Origin of the sequence: Pseudomonas sp. C32 (genome assembly GCF_030417915.1) — a bacterium.
In the GTDB taxonomy this organism is placed as follows: domain Bacteria; phylum Pseudomonadota; class Gammaproteobacteria; order Pseudomonadales; family Pseudomonadaceae; genus Aquipseudomonas.
Genome location: NZ_JAUHUK010000007.1, coordinates 237,065 through 252,394 on the forward strand (window position 1 = coordinate 237,065; position 15,330 = coordinate 252,394).

Consider the following 15,330-nt stretch of genomic DNA (forward strand, 5'->3'; position numbering starts at 1 on the left):
TGTAGCTTAGCCTTTTGCCAGCAGCCGGCGAAAGCTTTGCGGGTCTGTCTGCATCAGTTCGCAACATTTGTCATTCAGAGTGCTACGAGAGTGAAATAGCCGGCCTTCTGAAGCCTCAAGTCAGGTAGAATGCGCGCCCGGTTTTTGGAGAAGCTCATGACCCTGCTCAAATTCAGCGATGTGTCCCTTGCTTTCGGCGCTATGCCGTTGTTGGACAAGGTGTCCTGGCAGATCGCCCGTGGAGAGCGGGTGTGCATCATCGGCCGCAACGGCACTGGCAAGTCCAGCATGATGAAGCTCGTCAAGGGCGACCAGAAGCCGGATGACGGCTCCGTTTGGCGTGCACCCGGCCTCAAGATTGGCGAATTGCCGCAAGAATTGCCGGTGGCCGACGAGCGGACAGTGTTCGACGTGGTGGCCGAAGGCCTGGACGGCGTCGGCGCGCTGCTCGCCGAGTATCACCACCTGAGCCAGAACATCGTCACCGATGCCGATCTGGACAAGTTGATGCACGTCCAGCACGACCTCGAATCCCGTGATGGCTGGCGCTTGCAAACGCTGGTCGACAGCACGTTGAGCCGCCTGCAACTGCCGGCCGACAAGACTCTCGCCGAATTGTCCGGCGGCTGGCGTCGCCGCGTCCTGCTGGCTCAGGCCCTGGTTTCCGAGCCGGACCTGCTGCTGCTCGACGAGCCGACCAACCACCTGGACATCGGTGCCATCGCCTGGCTCGAAGAAGCGCTGAAGGATTTCCAGGGCGCCGTGCTGTTCATCACGCACGACCGTTCGTTCCTGCAAAACCTCGCGACCCGCATCCTCGAACTGGATCGCGGCGGCCTGATCGACTGGAACGGCGACTACGCCAGTTTCCTCGTGCATAAAGAAGCTGAACTTGCTGCTGAAGCCACGGCCAACGCGCTGTTCGACAAGCGTCTGGCCCAGGAAGAAGTGTGGATTCGCCAGGGCATCAAGGCCCGCCGTACCCGTAACGAAGGTCGTGTCCGTGCCCTGAAAGCCCTGCGTGTCGAACGCAGCGAGCGTCGTGAGCGCACCGGCAAGGCCAACATCCAGCTGGATACCGCTGACAAGTCCGGCAAGCAGGTGATGGTGCTCGAGAACGTGAGCTTCGCTCACCCGGGCGGCCCGTTCCTGATCAAGGATTTCTCGATGGTGTTGCAGCGCGGCGACCGCATCGGTCTGCTGGGCGCCAACGGTACCGGCAAGACCACGTTGCTGAAGCTGATGCTCAGCGGCCTGCAACCGACCAGCGGCAAGGTGGAAGAGGGCACCAGGATCGACGTTGCCTACTTCGACCAGTTGCGCCATCAGCTGGACCTGGAAAAGACCGTGATCGACAACGTCGCCGAAGGTCGCGACTTCATCGACATCGACGGCCAGAGCCGTCACGTGCTGAGCTACCTCGGCGACTTCCTGTTCAGCCCGCAGCGTGCCCGCACGCCGGTCAAGGCGCTGTCCGGTGGTGAGCGTGCCCGTCTGTTGCTGGCCAAGCTGTTCAGCAAGCCGGCGAACCTGCTGGTCCTCGACGAACCGACCAACGACCTCGACGTCGAAACCCTGGAATTGCTCGAAGAGGTCTTGCTGACCTTCAACGGCACCGTACTGATGGTCAGCCACGACCGGGCATTCCTCGACAACGTGGTCACCAGCACGCTGGTCTTCGAAGGTGAAGGCAAGGTTCGCGAATACGTCGGTGGCTATCAGGACTGGCTGCGTCAGGGCGGTTCGCCGCGTCTGCTGGGCGTGACCGAGAGCAAGTCCGGCAAGGCCGACTTGAACTCTGCGGTAGTGAAGGCAGAGCCTGCGCCGGAAGCCGTCGAAGCACCGGTTGCAAAGAAAAAGCTCAGCTACAAGTTGCAGCGTGAGCTGGAAGCATTGCCGGGCGAGATCGAAGCGATGGAGCAACAGATCGCTGCGGTCGAAGCGCAAATGGCGGATGCGGGTTTCTACCTGCGCCCTGCGGCCGAAACCGCGGCAGTGATTGCTCAGTTGGCGCAGTTGCAGGCTGAGCTCGAGGTAATGGTCGAGCGTTGGGCCGAGCTGGATGCCTGATTGATTCGGTAACAAAAAAAAGCCCGGCGCTCAGTGATGAGGGCCGGGCTTTTCATTGGCAACACAACCTACTGTAGGGGCCGGCTTGCTGGCGATAGGCGATGACTCGGTTCACATGCTGAACCGCGGCGCCTATATCGCCAGCAAGCCGGCTCCTACAGGATCGATTGTCAGGATTTGTTTTGCAGGCGTACCGCCAGCACATCGCAAGGCGCGCCATGCAGCACGTCATTGGCCGTTGAGCCCAGCAGAAGTGCAAGGCCGTGGCGACCATGGCTGCCCACCACGATCAGGTCGCAGGTCTGTTCCTTGGCCAGATGGTGAATCTCCTGGCGCGGCTGGCCGTAGGTCAGGTGGCTGTACTCCCTGGAGAGCTCCGGGTACTTCAGGATTAACCGGTCAAGGCGTTCCTTGGCCTGATCGAACTGTTGTTGTTGCAGTTGCGACAGATCCATCGGCACGTCGCCACCAAAGGCCATGGCCATGGGCTCGACAATGTGCACCAGCGACAACGTTGCACCGTTGCTCACCGACAGTTCGCGAGCGCGGTGAATCACAGGGTCGCACTCTTCGGTCAGATCTACAGCGACCAGAATATGGTTGTAGGGCATGAGGTGCTCCTCCTGAGGATTGCAATATGGGTAAGTATGGCTGGTTTCAAGCGCATTGGATTCAAAGTGACTGAATGCGCTCATCAAGAATCGGGAGTACAGATATGACGGTCTGGATAGTGGTGTCAATCCTGTTGGTGGTGCTAAGTCCGCTGGCATGGTTGCGTCCGTCGCGGGTACAGAGCGGGCGTATCGCCCTGCGCATGGAGGCCAGGCGCATTGGTCTGGCCATGCAATTGGCGCCCCAGGACTGGCCGCACTGGCTCAGTCAGGAGCCGCCGAGCCCTTGCGCCCAGTACCATCGGCCGCGTCGTGGCCGTCAGCCAGCTTGCTGGATCTACTGGCAAAAATCACCGGGTGTGTGGGTCAATCAGTGGCAGGAAGTCTGTGAAGATCAGGCGCTGCTCAATCATTTCGAAAAATTGCCAGGCAATGTCTACAAAGTCGAGGCGGACAAACAAATGATTGCCCTGTATTGGGGCGAGAAGGGCGAAGCCGAGGTTTTGCAACAAATCGACGCCACCCTAAAAGCACTAGCCTGACACCGCGCACCTGTAGGAGCAGCCTGCGGCAGCTCCTGCAGGGGTAAGCAGTAAAAAATCATCAGGCAATAAAAAGCCCGACAAAATCATCGGGCTGGATTGGCCAGGCAGGCCGGTAAAACGGTGTGGGCTGATCTTGCGCTGGGCATTCGCCAACAGCGTTCACATTTTTCCTTTGGTTCCCCAGCATAGCTTGTTAAACACAGGCTGCAGGGAATTAGGGCGACTTTTCTAATGATTGATCCTATGAATGATTTCGCATGCTCATGCGTGTTTAAGGTCTTCGCAGTACGGAAATGACTGGAAAGTCGTGTTTCGTCCCGTGTTTTGGGCGATTGACAATTGTCGGAAATTCCGTGAAGGTGACGTACCCAAATCAAACGGGCGTATGAATTGAGCGTTTGTATTTCAGACCGCTCCTACAGAATCCCGACTATCGCGTTGGCGGGTGTGTCGGGTAAATGGGCGTAGCATCGACGTTTAACGTCCCTGCCAAGCCGTTTACCTATGTCCGACGTGTACTGTTCAGCTTCCATATCGTGGAGATCAGTTGATGATTTACGAAGGTAAAGCCATCACGGTTAAGGCTCTTGAAAGTGGCATTGTCGAACTGAAGTTCGACCTCAAGGGTGAGTCCGTCAACAAGTTCAACCGTCTAACCCTGAACGAACTGCGTCAGGCCGTGGACACCATCAAGGCAGATGCTTCGATCAAGGGCGTGATCGTCAGCAGTGGCAAGGACGTGTTCATCGTCGGCGCCGACATCACCGAATTTGTCGACAACTTCAAGCTGCCGGATGCAGAGCTTGTTGCTGGCAACCTCGAAGCCAACAAGATTTTCAGCGATTTCGAAGACCTCAACGTTCCGACCGTTGCTGCCATCAATGGCATCGCGTTGGGTGGCGGTCTGGAAATGTGCCTGGCCGCGGATTACCGCGTCATGTCCACCCTGGCCAAGATCGGTCTGCCGGAAGTCAAGCTGGGCATCTACCCGGGCTTCGGCGGTACCGTGCGTCTGCCGCGCCTGATCGGTGCCGACAATGCCATCGAATGGATTGCCGCCGGCAAGGAAAACCGTGCTGAAGACGCGCTGAAAGTCGGCGCTGTCGATGCGGTCGTGGCGCCTGAGAAGCTGCAAGAAGCTGCACTGGAACTGGTCAAGCGCGCCATCTCCGGCGAGTTCGACTACAAGGCCAAGCGTCAGCCTAAGCTGGAAAAGCTGAAGCTGAACGCCATCGAACAAATGATGGCTTTCGAAACTGCCAAAGGTTTCGTCGCTGGTCAGGCCGGCCCGAACTACCCGGCGCCGGTTGAAGCGATCAAGACCATCCAGAAAGCCGCGAACTTCGGTCGCGACAAGGCACTGGAAATCGAAGCTGCCGGTTTCGTGAAACTGGCCAAGACCTCTGCTGCGCAGAGTCTGGTCGGTCTGTTCCTGAACGATCAGGAACTGAAGAAAAAGGCCAAGGCCTACGACGAAATCGCCAAGGACGTGAAGCAGGCTGCCGTATTGGGCGCAGGCATCATGGGTGGCGGTATCGCCTATCAGTCGGCTTCCAAAGGCACGCCGATCCTGATGAAGGACATCAACGAGCACGGTATCGAGCAGGGTCTGGCCGAAGCCGCCAAACTGCTGGTTGGCCGCGTTGAAAAGGGCCGCATGACGGCGGCGAAAATGGCAGAAGTGCTCAACGGCATTCGTCCTACCTTGTCCTACGGCGATTTCGGTCACGTGGACCTGGTGGTTGAAGCGGTCGTCGAGAACCCTAAGGTCAAGCAAGCTGTGCTGGCCGAAGTCGAAGACAAGGTCAAAGAGGACACCATCCTCGCGTCCAACACCTCGACCATTTCCATCACCTTGCTGGCCAAGGCTCTCAAGCGTCCGGAAAACTTCGTCGGCATGCACTTCTTCAACCCGGTGCACATGATGCCGCTGGTTGAAGTGATCCGTGGCGAGAAGTCCAGCGAACTGGCGGTTGCCACCACCGTTGCCTACGCCAAGAAAATGGGCAAGAACCCGATCGTCGTCAACGACTGCCCGGGCTTCCTGGTCAACCGCGTTCTGTTCCCGTACTTCGGCGGTTTCGCCAAGCTGGTCAGCGCCGGTGTGGACTTCGTCCGCATCGACAAGATCATGGAAAAATTCGGCTGGCCGATGGGCCCGGCGTACCTGATGGACGTGGTCGGCATCGACACCGGCCACCACGGTCGTGACGTAATGGCTGAAGGCTTCCCGGATCGCATGAAGGACGACCGTCGCTCGGCCGTTGACGTGCTCTACGAAGCCAAGCGCCTGGGCCAGAAGAACGGCAAGGGCTTCTACGCCTACGAGACCGACAAGCGCGGCAAGCAGAAGAAAGTCGCCGATCCTTCGGTGCTGGAAGTGCTCAAGCCGATCGTTTACGAGCAGCGCGAAGTCACCGACGAAGACATCATCAACTGGATGATGATCCCGCTGTGCCTGGAAACCGTGCGTTGCCTGGAAGACGGCATTGTCGAAACCGCTGCCGAAGCCGACATGGGTCTGGTCTACGGTATTGGTTTCCCTCCATTCCGTGGCGGTGCGCTGCGCTACATCGACTCGCTCGGTGTTGCAGAGTTCGTTGCCCTGGCTGACCAGTACGCTGATTTGGGCGCGCTGTACCACCCGACCGCGAAGCTGCGCGAAATGGCCAAAAACGGCCAGAGCTTCTTCGGTTAAGCGCCCCCAACTAGAGTGAGAGTGAACTTATGAGCTTGAATCCTAGAGACGTCGTGATTGTCGACTTCGGTCGTACTCCGATGGGCCGCTCCAAGGGCGGCATGCACCGCAACACCCGCGCCGAAGACATGTCGGCGCACCTGATCAGCAAATTGCTGGAACGCAACGTCAAGGTTGACCCGAGCGAAGTCGAAGACGTGATCTGGGGCTGCGTTAACCAGACCCTGGAGCAGGGCTGGAACATCGCGCGCATGGCGTCGCTGATGACCCAGATCCCGCACACCTCGGCCGGCCAGACCGTCAGCCGTCTGTGTGGCTCGTCCATGAGCGCACTGCACACCGCTGCGCAAGCGATCATGACCGGCAACGGTGACGTGTTCGTTGTCGGCGGCGTCGAGCACATGGGCCACGTGAGCATGATGCACGGTGTCGATCCGAACCCGCACATGTCCCTGTACGCGGCGAAAGCCTCGGGCATGATGGGCCTGACCGCTGAAATGCTGGGCAAAATGCACGGCATCACTCGCGAACAACAGGACGCTTTCGGCGTGCGCTCCCACCAACTCGCCCACAAGGCGACCCTGGAAGGCAAGTTCAAAGACGAAATCATCCCGATGCAGGGCTACGACGAGAACGGTTTCCTGAAAACCTTCGACTACGACGAAACCATTCGTCCGGAAACCACCCTGGAAAGCCTGGCGGCTCTGAAGCCGGCATTCAATCCAAAGGGCGGCACCGTGACAGCGGGTACTTCGTCGCAGATCACCGATGGTGCTTCGTGCATGATCGTGATGTCGGCGCAGCGTGCACAAGACCTGGGCATTCAGCCTTTGGCGGTGATTCGTTCGATGGCAGTGGCAGGTGTGGATCCGGCGATCATGGGCTATGGTCCAGTACCGGCCACACAAAAAGCACTGAAGCGCGCGGGTCTCGGCATCTCCGACATCGACTTCTTTGAGCTTAACGAAGCTTTCGCCGCACAGGCCCTGCCAGTGCTGAAAGATCTGAAAGTGCTCGACAAGATGAACGAGAAGGTTAACCTGCACGGCGGCGCGATCGCCCTGGGCCACCCGTTCGGTTGCTCCGGTGCGCGTATCTCCGGCACTTTGCTCAATGTGATGAAGCAAAATGGCGGCACCTTCGGGGTAGCCACCATGTGCATTGGTCTCGGCCAAGGCATCTCCACCGTCTTCGAACGCGTTTAATCGTTTCGTTGATGGAAGCCGGGGCCAAGTGCCCCGGTTTTTTGTTTTTCCGGATTTATTTTTGTTTTTTTTTTGAAAAAATTTGAGTGAGGGCCAAACCATGCCGATACAACCTGGGCTCTACCAACATTACAAAGGTCCGCAGTACCGCGTTTTCAGCATTGCGCGGCATTCGGAAACCGAAGAAGAAGTGGTCTTCTACCAAGCCCTGTATGGCGATTACGGCTTTTGGGTGCGTCCCTTGAGCATGTTCCTGGAGTCTGTCGAAGTTGACGGCGAACAGGTGCCACGCTTTGCGTTGGTGCAGGCCGAAGAAAGCCTTTTTAACAAGCCATAAGCTGAGTGCGCGCAAAACCCTGCGCTTGACCTCACCTTGTTGCCACTATATATAGCGGTGCCGCGTCAGGCGCCAATCGCCTTTCACTTCTCGAATTCAGGAATTTTCTGATCCATGGGCAAATCGCTGGTCATTGTGGAATCCCCGGCTAAGGCCAAGACCATCAACAAGTATTTGGGTAACGAATACGTGGTGAAGTCGAGTATCGGCCATATCCGAGACCTGCCCACCAGCGGTTCGGCTAGCGCCAGCAAAGAGCCAGCCGCCAAGCGCGGCAAGGCTGCCGCGGGCGAAGGTCCGGTGCTCTCGCCGAAAGAGAAAGCGCGCAAGCAGCTGGTCGCTCGCATGGGTGTCGATCCGGATCATGGCTGGAAAGCCAAGTACGAGATCCTCCCAGGCAAGGAAAAAGTCATCGAAGAGCTGCGCCGGCTCGCCAAAGATGCTGACACCATCTATCTCGCAACCGACTTGGATCGCGAGGGGGAAGCCATTGCCTGGCACCTGCGCGAAGCCATCGGTGGTGATGACACTCGCTACAAGCGCGTGGTGTTCAACGAAATTACCAAGAAGGCGATTCAAGAAGCCTTCTCGAAACCAGGCGAGCTGGACATCGATCGTGTCAACGCCCAGCAGGCGCGTCGTTTTCTCGACCGCGTAGTGGGTTACATGGTTTCGCCGCTGCTGTGGGCCAAGATCGCTCGTGGTCTGTCCGCCGGTCGTGTGCAATCGGTTGCCGTGAAGCTGGTGGTCGAGCGTGAGCGTGAAATTCGCGCGTTCATCCCGGAAGAGTACTGGGAAGTCCACGCCGACCTCGGTACCGCCAAAGGCGCGACCGTGCGTTTCGATGTGGCTCGCGAAAAGGGCGAAGCCTTCAAGCCGCTCAACGAAACCCAGGCCATGGCTGCGCTGGAGAAGCTCAAGGCTTCCAGCTACAGCATCGTCAAGCGTGAAGACAAACCGACCAGCAGCAAGCCGTCGGCACCGTTCATCACATCCACCCTGCAGCAGGCCGCGAGTAACCGCCTGGGCTTCGGTGTGAAGAAAACCATGATGATGGCCCAGCGTTTGTACGAAGCGGGCTACATCACGTATATGCGTACCGACTCCACCAACCTCTCGGTCGATGCCGTAACGATGGCGCGTACGTATATTGAAGGCGAATTCGGCAAGAAGTACCTGCCGGAAAACCCGAACGTCTACAGCAGCAAGGAAGGCGCACAGGAGGCTCACGAAGCGATTCGTCCTTCTGATGCCAACACCGAGCCAAGCAAACTGTCGGGCATGGAGCGTGACGCTGAGCGTCTCTACGAGCTGATCTGGCGCCAGTTCCTCGCTTGCCAGATGCTGCCGGCGCAATACCTGTCGACCACGGTCACTGTCGGTGCTGGCGACTTCGAGCTGCGTGCCAAGGGCCGCATCCTCAAGTTCGACGGTTACACCCGTGTCATGCCGCAAATCGCCAAGCCGGGCGATGACGATGTACTGCCGGACATGGCCCAGGGCGACGCGATGAAGCTGATCAAGCTTGATCCGACCCAGCACTTCACCAAGCCGCCGGCGCGCTACTCGGAAGCCAGCCTGGTAAAAGAAATGGAAAAACGCGGCATCGGTCGTCCTTCGACCTACGCGGCAATCATTTCGACCATCCAGGACCGTGGCTACGTTGCGCTGCATAACCGTCGTTTCTACTCGGAAAAGATGGGCGACATCGTCACCGAGCGTCTGTCAGAGAGCTTCTCCAACCTGATGGACTACGGCTTTACCGCCGGCATGGAAGAACACCTCGATGACGTGGCCCAGGGCGAGCGCGACTGGAAAAACGTGCTGGACGAGTTCTACGGCGACTTCAAGAAGAAACTCGAAGTGGCTGAAAACCCGGAAAACGGCATGCGTGCCAACCAGCCGGTCATGACCGACATTCCGTGCACCACGTGCGGTCGTCCGATGCAGATTCGTACCGCATCGACCGGCGTGTTCCTCGGTTGCTCCGGTTACAGCCTGCCACCGAAAGAGCGCTGCAAGGCCACCGTGAACCTGGTGCCGGGCGATGAAATCGCTGCGGACGACGAGGGTGAGTCGGAGTCGTTGGTGCTGCGTGGCAAGCATCGCTGCCCGATCTGCGCCACGGCGATGGACGCCTACCTGCTCGACGAAAAGCGCAAATTGCACATCTGCGGTAATAACCCGGATTGCGATGGCTACGAAATCGAAGAGGGCACCTATCGCATCAAGGGCTATGAAGGTCCGAGCCTTGAGTGCGACAAGTGCGGTAGCGAGATGCAGCTCAAGACCGGCCGTTTCGGCAAGTTCTTCGGTTGCACCAATGCCACCTGCAAGAACACCCGCAAACTCTTGAAGAGTGGTGATGCGGCGCCGCCGAAGATGGATCCGGTGAAGATGCCTGAGCTGAAATGCGAAAAGGTCAACGACACCTACATCCTGCGCGACGGTGCTTCGGGTCTGTTCCTGGCGGCCAGCCAGTTCCCGAAAAACCGCGAAACCCGTGCACCGCTGGTGCTGGAAATCGTCCCGCACAAGGATGAGATCGATCCGAAGTACCATTTCCTCTGCGAAGCGCCGAAGAAAGATCCTGATGGTCTGCCAGCGGTCATCCGTTACAGCCGCAAGACCAAGGAGCAATACGTGCAGACCGAAGTCGACGGTAAGCCGACTGGCTGGAAAGCGTTCTACGACGGTGGTAAGTGGAAAGTCGAAGACAAGCGCCCAGCCGCGAAGGCGTAAAGCGTCGCGGTACTGAAAAGGCCGCATGACAACCCTCGGGTTTTCATGCGGCCTTTTTGTTTTGTGCTTGCGGTCGGATCGGCTGATCCACGACACTGTCCCACCTGCGTGAAGCCATTATTTCGTTGTGGAGGCTGCCGTCATGGCCCATGAACTCTATACCCGTACCAATCAGAAGATTTATTTCGCCGGTCTTTCGCTGGAAGCGCTCGCGAAAGCCGAAGAGGGGCGGGCAATGAACTCCCTGGCGTTGATTCAGGCTGGGCGCGAATCGGCGCTGTTTCACCTCTACGGTGCACTGCTGGGGTTGTGTCACGAGATTGCCGGATTCTATCGTTTGCCCCAGGCCAACGCGCCTCGTGCGGAGTTGTTGCTGACTCGGGAAGTCCTGGAAGCCATCGCCATTCCGGAAATGGCCGAGATGGTCGAGTTGGCCAATAACCCCGAAACCTGGCTAGCCAAACTGCTGGCCGCCCATGCCGCACTCTTCCAGCCGCCACGTGCGCCGCGCAAACCTAAAGGCGATGTGACGCAGCCGTTGATCCTGGCTGTGAACCTCGACGAAGAAGAGGTTGATCAAGAGTTGAGTCGTGAGGAGTTGGAGAGCTGGCGTCAGAATCTGAAGGGGTTGGCGATCCGTTTTCGCGAAGGTCTGAACGAGTGCTGACGGAAACAGTTCCGGGGTGGCAGTTGGTCAAGATCCCAAGCGAAGCCTGAGCGATGCCTATATAATCCCCGCCTTTCGTGGAGAACACACCTATATGCCAACGTCCTTTCTAGAAATTGTCGAGTTACCAGACGGCCGAATCGAGCTGCGCAGGGCCGAGGACGAGGGTTCTCTGGTTACTTTGGATTTCTCCGAGGACGCCAAAGCGTTTCTGCAAGGGCAGCACGTAGAAGTCGCCAAGGCCATGTTGAGCGTGGGTGTTCAGATGGCAGGTCGCCTGGTTGAAGGCGAATTCGACAAGGAAGAGGGCTCGCGGGTTCTTCATTGATGCCCGTCCGTCGTTTTTTCTGATATCGCTACACATCGGCTTCTCTGCCCTTGGAGAAGCCTCGCGTTGTTAAAGGCGCGCTCTGGTTTGTCCGTTAACCCAGTCGAATATTCAGACTTTGCGCATCGCCAGTTCGGGCGGCGCCAATCAGCTGCTGCCGTGAACTGGCACTCAGCGGATTGAGCCAGCTGACAACCGTGTGACTACGCCCCAGACGCAATGCCTCGCAGGTCAGTTGCTGTGCACTCTGGCTGCCGCGTGGCTGCAGCAAAAGAATGCGTTCGCGGTTTAGGCCTGCATCTCGCAACCAGGCCTGAGTCAGGCTGGCTGGTGGTGCGATCAGTGTCAGCCAGCGTGCGTCCTGGTCCTGGCTCAGCTCCCTGAGAATCGGTGCGAGCAGGTTCAGGCAATTCCCGGTTGCACCACGCAGTGACAGCTCGCTGAAAACCTCCGGTTCGACGCTCCAGGGCGACTCGACCACATCTTTGAGGATCGGCGCCAATGGCTGCGCCATGAAGGCCTCGAACAGTGGCAGTTGGGCTTGCTGTGGTGGTGTCTGTGGGAACTGCATGGAGCCTCCGTTAGCGGCGAATAACGCCGACGCTCAAGCCTTCGATCACCAGTTCCTGATCTTGAAGGTTCACTTCGATAGGGGCGAACTCGGGGTTTTCGGCAATCAGCCAGACTTTGCTACCGTCACGCTTGAAGCGTTTGACGGTCACTTCATCGCCGATCCGTGCGACCACGATCTGGCCGTTTCGGGCTTCACGGGTGGTGTGGACCGCCAGCAGGTCGCCATCGAAAATGCCGACATCCTTCATGCTCATGCCATGGACGCGCAGCAGGTAATCAGCGCGTGGATGGAAGAAGGCAGGATTGATGTTGCAGGACTCTTCGATGTGTTGTTGCGCCAGAATCGGGGCGCCCGCTGCGACTCGGCCAATGATGGGCAGGGTGGAGTCGTCGGCTTTGGCTTCGAAGCCAGGGATGCGAATGCCGCGGGACGCGCCGGGCGTCATCTCGATCGCGCCTTTGCGGGCGAGCGCCTTGAGGTGTTCTTCAGCCGCGTTGGGCGACTTGAAGCCCAGTTCCTGAGCGATTTCCGCGCGGGTCGGCGGATAACCGTTGTCTTCCAGGCATCGTTTAATGAAGGCCAGAATCTCTGCTTGGCGTGGCGTCAGCTTTAGCATATTGATCGCTCTGTCTTTTTATACAGTGACTGGGATTATATACAGTGAAACGTTCTTGGCAATGCCCGATTTTTTGCTGACCGCCGGACGGTCGGGCAACCAGTAGATTAAAGCTGCACAGTTGTGTGGTTAAATGTCTGACCGACCATTCCCGAAACTGACTGCCAAGCTTGACAAGGCACAGGCTGAAACGTATGTTTCAAACAAGTGTTTGTCAGGCGGAGTAGCCATGGCCCAGTCGGAAACCGTTGAACGCATTCTTGATGCAGCCGAGCAGTTGTTCGCGGAAAAAGGTTTCGCTGAAACCTCGTTGCGTTTGATCACCAGCAAGGCCGGTGTCAATCTGGCGGCAGTGAACTATCACTTCGGCTCGAAGAAGGCGTTGATCCAGGCGGTTTTCTCCCGCTTCCTTGGCCCGTTCTGCATCAGTCTCGATAAAGAGCTGGAGCGACGTCAGGCCAAGCCTGAAATCAAGCCGACACTCGAAGAGCTGCTTGAAATCCTCGTCGAGCAGGCGCTGGTGGTTCAGCCGCGCAGTGGCAACGACTTGTCCATCTTCATGCGTTTGCTGGGACTGGCCTTCAGTCAGAGCCAGGGACACTTGCGTCGTTATCTGGAAGACATGTACGGCAAGGTGTTCCGTCGTTACATGATGCTGGTCAACGAAGCCGCCCCGCGTATTCCTCCGATCGAATTGTTCTGGCGCGTGCACTTCATGCTGGGTGCGGCCGCGTTCAGCATGTCCGGTATCAAGGCCTTGCGCGCGATTGCCGAAACCGACTTCGGTGTTAACACATCCATTGAACAAGTCATGCGTCTGATGGTGCCGTTCCTGGCCGCTGGCATGCGCGCCGAATCGGGTGTCACTGACGCAGCCATGGCCACTGCTCAGTTGCGTCCGCGCAGCAAATCGCCCGCGGTTGGCGCCAAGGTTTAACCGCGCACGGGTGGGCGCGGCAGCTGACATCCGTTAAGCTAGCCGCCCATGCCGACTCTCGTTCTGAACCCGCTCCCCATTGCTATCGCCGATCTGCCGGGCACTGCCCTCGGCGGCGATTTGGCGCGGGCCGGGTTTATCGTTTTCAAGGAATCTCTATGACTGCTGGCCTGCAAGGCTCATTGATGGTGGACGTCGCCGGTACCTGGCTGACGGCTGAAGATCGCCAATTGTTGCGCCAGCCCGAAGTGGGTGGCCTGATCATTTTCGCCCGCAATATTGAGCATCCGCGCCAAGTGCGTGAATTGAGTGCGGCGATTCGTGCCGTTCGTCCTGACTTGCTGCTGGCCGTGGATCAAGAGGGCGGGCGGGTTCAGCGCCTGCGACAAGGTTTTGTCCGGTTGCCAGCCATGCGTGCAATTGCCGATAACCCCAATGCCGAGTACCTGGCTGAGCAATGTGGCTGGATCATGGCCACCGAAGTGCTGGCCGTGGGCCTGGACCTCAGCTTCGCCCCGGTGCTGGACCTCGATTATCAGCGCAGTGCCGTCGTTGGCACTCGCTCTTTCGAAGGCAATCCTGAGCGCGCCGCTCAACTGGCCGGTGCATTTATCCGAGGCATGAATGCCGCCGGTATGGCTGCCACCGGAAAACACTTCCCCGGTCACGGCTGGGCCGAGGTAGATTCCCACGTTGCGATCCCGAACGACGAGCGTAGTCTCGATGAAATCCGCGCCAACGACCTGGTGCCATTCGCGAAATTGAGCAAGCAGCTGGCTGCCGTCATGCCGGCTCACGTGATTTATCCGCAAGTCGATTCCCAGCCTGCCGGTTTTTCCCGTCGTTGGTTGCAGGACATCCTGCGTGGCGAGCTGCAATTCGATGGGGTGATTTTCAGCGATGACCTGTCCATGGCCGGCGCCCAGGTGGTCGGCGATGCCGCCAGCCGCATTGAAGCGGCGTTGACTGCCGGCTGTGACATGGGCCTGGTGTGCAACGATCGCGCTGCTGCTGAATTGGCCCTGAGCGCCGCGCAACGCTTGAAGGTCAAGCCTTCTGCACGCATCGCGCGGATGCGCGGCCAGTCGTTCGCCAATATCGAATACCGTCAGGACCCGCGCTGGCTGGCGGCCGTCGGCGCGCTCAAAGAAGCTCAATTGATTGATTAAGGACTGTTCGTTATGACGGTTTACGCGATTATTGGTGGTACCGGCCTGACTCAACTCGAAGGCCTGAGCATTCGTCAGTCATTGGCGGTGGACACGCCTTACGGTGCACCGTCGGCTGATGTGCAGATCGGCGAGTACGCAGGCAAGGAAGTGATGTTCCTGGCACGTCACGGCCATCCGCACCGCTTTCCACCGCATCAGGTGAACTACCGTGCCAACCTCTGGGCGCTGAAACAGGCGGGTGCCGAAGCCATTCTCGCGGTCAACGCCGTGGGTGGGATTCACGCTGCCATGGGCACCGGGCATTTCTGCGTGCCGCATCAGTTGATCGACTACACCAGCGGTCGCCAGCACACCTATTTTGCCGATGACCTGGAACAGGTCACGCACATCGATTTCAGCTATCCGTACAGTGAGCCACTGCGTCAGCAATTGATTGCGGCGCTGGCGGCTGAAGGCGTTGGCTACAGCAGTCATGGCGTCTATGCCTGCACTCAAGGACCGCGCCTGGAGACGGTTGCCGAAATCGCACGTCTGGAGCGTGATGGCTGTGACATCGTCGGCATGACCGGGATGCCGGAAGCGGCGTTGGCTCGTGAACTGGAGCTGGATTACGCCTGTCTGGCGCTGGTGGTGAACCCGGCGGCGGGCAAGTCGACGGCGGTGATCACCATGGCCGAGATCGAACAGGCGCTGCATGACGGCATGGGCAAGGTGAAGTCGACGTTGGCTCGGGTGCTCAAGGGCTGATTTCACTCGATACCGCTTCGCTGGCAAGCCAGCTCCTACAGGTTCAGTAGCGTTCGCAAGTTTTGCACTGGACGCAATCGC

Annotated in this window: 14 protein-coding genes; 11 read left to right on the forward strand and 3 right to left on the reverse strand. The window is 58.5% G+C overall.

Annotated features, from left to right (window positions below):
- The first annotated feature begins 156 nt into the window (after positions 1 to 156).
- Positions 157 to 2,070: an ATP-binding cassette domain-containing protein gene (locus QYH43_RS10730; protein ID WP_095059429.1), complete on the forward strand. Its 1,914-nt coding sequence runs from the start codon at positions 157 to 159 to the stop codon at positions 2,068 to 2,070.
- A 170-nt stretch (positions 2,071 to 2,240) separates the two neighbouring features.
- Here QYH43_RS10730 and QYH43_RS10735 read toward each other — a convergent pair whose 3' ends face one another.
- The gene (locus tag QYH43_RS10735) at positions 2,241 to 2,681 is read right to left on the reverse strand and encodes a universal stress protein (protein WP_095059430.1); all 441 of its coding nucleotides are present in this window, start codon (positions 2,679 to 2,681) and stop codon (positions 2,241 to 2,243) included.
- 104 nt (positions 2,682 to 2,785) lie between these two features.
- Here QYH43_RS10735 and QYH43_RS10740 point away from each other — a divergent pair, with 104 nt between their 5' ends.
- The 7 genes from QYH43_RS10740 to QYH43_RS10770 all read left to right on the forward strand — a co-directional run bounded on the left by QYH43_RS10740 (position 2,786) and on the right by QYH43_RS10770 (position 11,203).
- Positions 2,786 to 3,223, forward strand: a complete 438-nt coding sequence (locus tag QYH43_RS10740; RefSeq protein ID WP_095059431.1) for a hypothetical protein — start codon at positions 2,786 to 2,788, stop codon at positions 3,221 to 3,223.
- A 553-nt stretch (positions 3,224 to 3,776) separates the two neighbouring features.
- Positions 3,777 to 5,924: a fatty acid oxidation complex subunit alpha FadB gene (gene fadB, locus QYH43_RS10745; RefSeq protein ID WP_095059432.1), complete on the forward strand. Its 2,148-nt coding sequence runs from the start codon at positions 3,777 to 3,779 to the stop codon at positions 5,922 to 5,924.
- Positions 5,925 to 5,953: 29 nt separating this feature from the next.
- Positions 5,954 to 7,129, forward strand: a complete 1,176-nt coding sequence (gene fadA, locus QYH43_RS10750) for an acetyl-CoA C-acyltransferase FadA (RefSeq protein ID WP_095059433.1) — start codon at positions 5,954 to 5,956, stop codon at positions 7,127 to 7,129.
- 100 nt (positions 7,130 to 7,229) lie between these two features.
- The gene (locus QYH43_RS10755) at positions 7,230 to 7,466 is read left to right on the forward strand and encodes a DUF1653 domain-containing protein (RefSeq protein ID WP_095059434.1); all 237 of its coding nucleotides are present in this window, start codon (positions 7,230 to 7,232) and stop codon (positions 7,464 to 7,466) included.
- 114 nt (positions 7,467 to 7,580) lie between these two features.
- The gene (gene topA, locus QYH43_RS10760; protein ID WP_095059435.1) at positions 7,581 to 10,208 is read left to right on the forward strand and encodes a type I DNA topoisomerase; all 2,628 of its coding nucleotides are present in this window, start codon (positions 7,581 to 7,583) and stop codon (positions 10,206 to 10,208) included.
- Between the two features lie 142 nt (positions 10,209 to 10,350).
- Entirely contained in the window at positions 10,351 to 10,875 is a 525-nt protein-coding gene (locus QYH43_RS10765) for a DUF6586 family protein (RefSeq protein ID WP_095059436.1), read from the forward strand.
- 94 nt (positions 10,876 to 10,969) lie between these two features.
- Positions 10,970 to 11,203, forward strand: coding sequence for a hypothetical protein (locus QYH43_RS10770; RefSeq protein WP_046041430.1), 234 nt, complete (start codon positions 10,970 to 10,972; stop codon positions 11,201 to 11,203).
- 94 nt (positions 11,204 to 11,297) lie between these two features.
- Here QYH43_RS10770 and sulA read toward each other — a convergent pair whose 3' ends face one another.
- A complete protein-coding gene (gene sulA / locus QYH43_RS10775; protein WP_095059437.1) occupies positions 11,298 to 11,774 on the reverse strand; it encodes an SOS-induced cell division inhibitor SulA in 477 nt (158 codons plus the stop codon).
- Between the two features lie 10 nt (positions 11,775 to 11,784).
- On the reverse strand, positions 11,785 to 12,393 hold the full coding sequence (gene lexA, locus QYH43_RS10780; RefSeq protein WP_007974043.1) for a transcriptional repressor LexA: 609 nt from the start codon (positions 12,391 to 12,393) through the stop codon (positions 11,785 to 11,787).
- A gap of 229 nt (positions 12,394 to 12,622) precedes the next feature.
- On the opposite strand from lexA, the gene QYH43_RS10785 reads away from it, so the two are divergent.
- From QYH43_RS10785 to QYH43_RS10795, 3 genes are all read left to right on the forward strand, one after another.
- Positions 12,623 to 13,330 (forward strand): TetR/AcrR family transcriptional regulator, encoded by a 708-nt coding sequence (locus QYH43_RS10785; protein WP_095059438.1) that lies wholly within the window; start codon positions 12,623 to 12,625, stop codon positions 13,328 to 13,330.
- A gap of 158 nt (positions 13,331 to 13,488) precedes the next feature.
- Positions 13,489 to 14,499 (forward strand): beta-N-acetylhexosaminidase, encoded by a 1,011-nt coding sequence (gene nagZ / locus QYH43_RS10790; RefSeq protein ID WP_095059439.1) that lies wholly within the window; start codon positions 13,489 to 13,491, stop codon positions 14,497 to 14,499.
- A 12-nt stretch (positions 14,500 to 14,511) separates the two neighbouring features.
- Positions 14,512 to 15,249: an S-methyl-5'-thioinosine phosphorylase gene (locus tag QYH43_RS10795; RefSeq protein ID WP_095059440.1), complete on the forward strand. Its 738-nt coding sequence runs from the start codon at positions 14,512 to 14,514 to the stop codon at positions 15,247 to 15,249.
- The last annotated feature ends 81 nt before the right edge of the window (positions 15,250 to 15,330 follow it).

Bases quoted from the DNA above. Each gene is read 5' to 3' on its own strand.
- QYH43_RS10730 (WP_095059429.1), top strand. From the start codon at position 157: ATGACCCTGCTCAAATTCAGCGATGTGTCCCTTGCTTTCGGCGCTATG.
- QYH43_RS10735 (WP_095059430.1), bottom strand. From the start codon at position 2,681: ATGCCCTACAACCATATTCTGGTCGCTGTAGATCTGACCGAAGAGTGC.
- QYH43_RS10740 (WP_095059431.1), top strand. From the start codon at position 2,786: ATGACGGTCTGGATAGTGGTGTCAATCCTGTTGGTGGTGCTAAGTCCG.
- fadB (WP_095059432.1), top strand. From the start codon at position 3,777: ATGATTTACGAAGGTAAAGCCATCACGGTTAAGGCTCTTGAAAGTGGC.
- fadA (WP_095059433.1), top strand. From the start codon at position 5,954: ATGAGCTTGAATCCTAGAGACGTCGTGATTGTCGACTTCGGTCGTACT.
- QYH43_RS10755 (WP_095059434.1), top strand. From the start codon at position 7,230: ATGCCGATACAACCTGGGCTCTACCAACATTACAAAGGTCCGCAGTAC.
- topA (WP_095059435.1), top strand. From the start codon at position 7,581: ATGGGCAAATCGCTGGTCATTGTGGAATCCCCGGCTAAGGCCAAGACC.
- QYH43_RS10765 (WP_095059436.1), top strand. From the start codon at position 10,351: ATGGCCCATGAACTCTATACCCGTACCAATCAGAAGATTTATTTCGCC.
- QYH43_RS10770 (WP_046041430.1), top strand. From the start codon at position 10,970: ATGCCAACGTCCTTTCTAGAAATTGTCGAGTTACCAGACGGCCGAATC.
- sulA (WP_095059437.1), bottom strand. From the start codon at position 11,774: ATGCAGTTCCCACAGACACCACCACAGCAAGCCCAACTGCCACTGTTC.
- lexA (WP_007974043.1), bottom strand. From the start codon at position 12,393: ATGCTAAAGCTGACGCCACGCCAAGCAGAGATTCTGGCCTTCATTAAA.
- QYH43_RS10785 (WP_095059438.1), top strand. From the start codon at position 12,623: ATGGCCCAGTCGGAAACCGTTGAACGCATTCTTGATGCAGCCGAGCAG.
- nagZ (WP_095059439.1), top strand. From the start codon at position 13,489: ATGACTGCTGGCCTGCAAGGCTCATTGATGGTGGACGTCGCCGGTACC.
- QYH43_RS10795 (WP_095059440.1), top strand. From the start codon at position 14,512: ATGACGGTTTACGCGATTATTGGTGGTACCGGCCTGACTCAACTCGAA.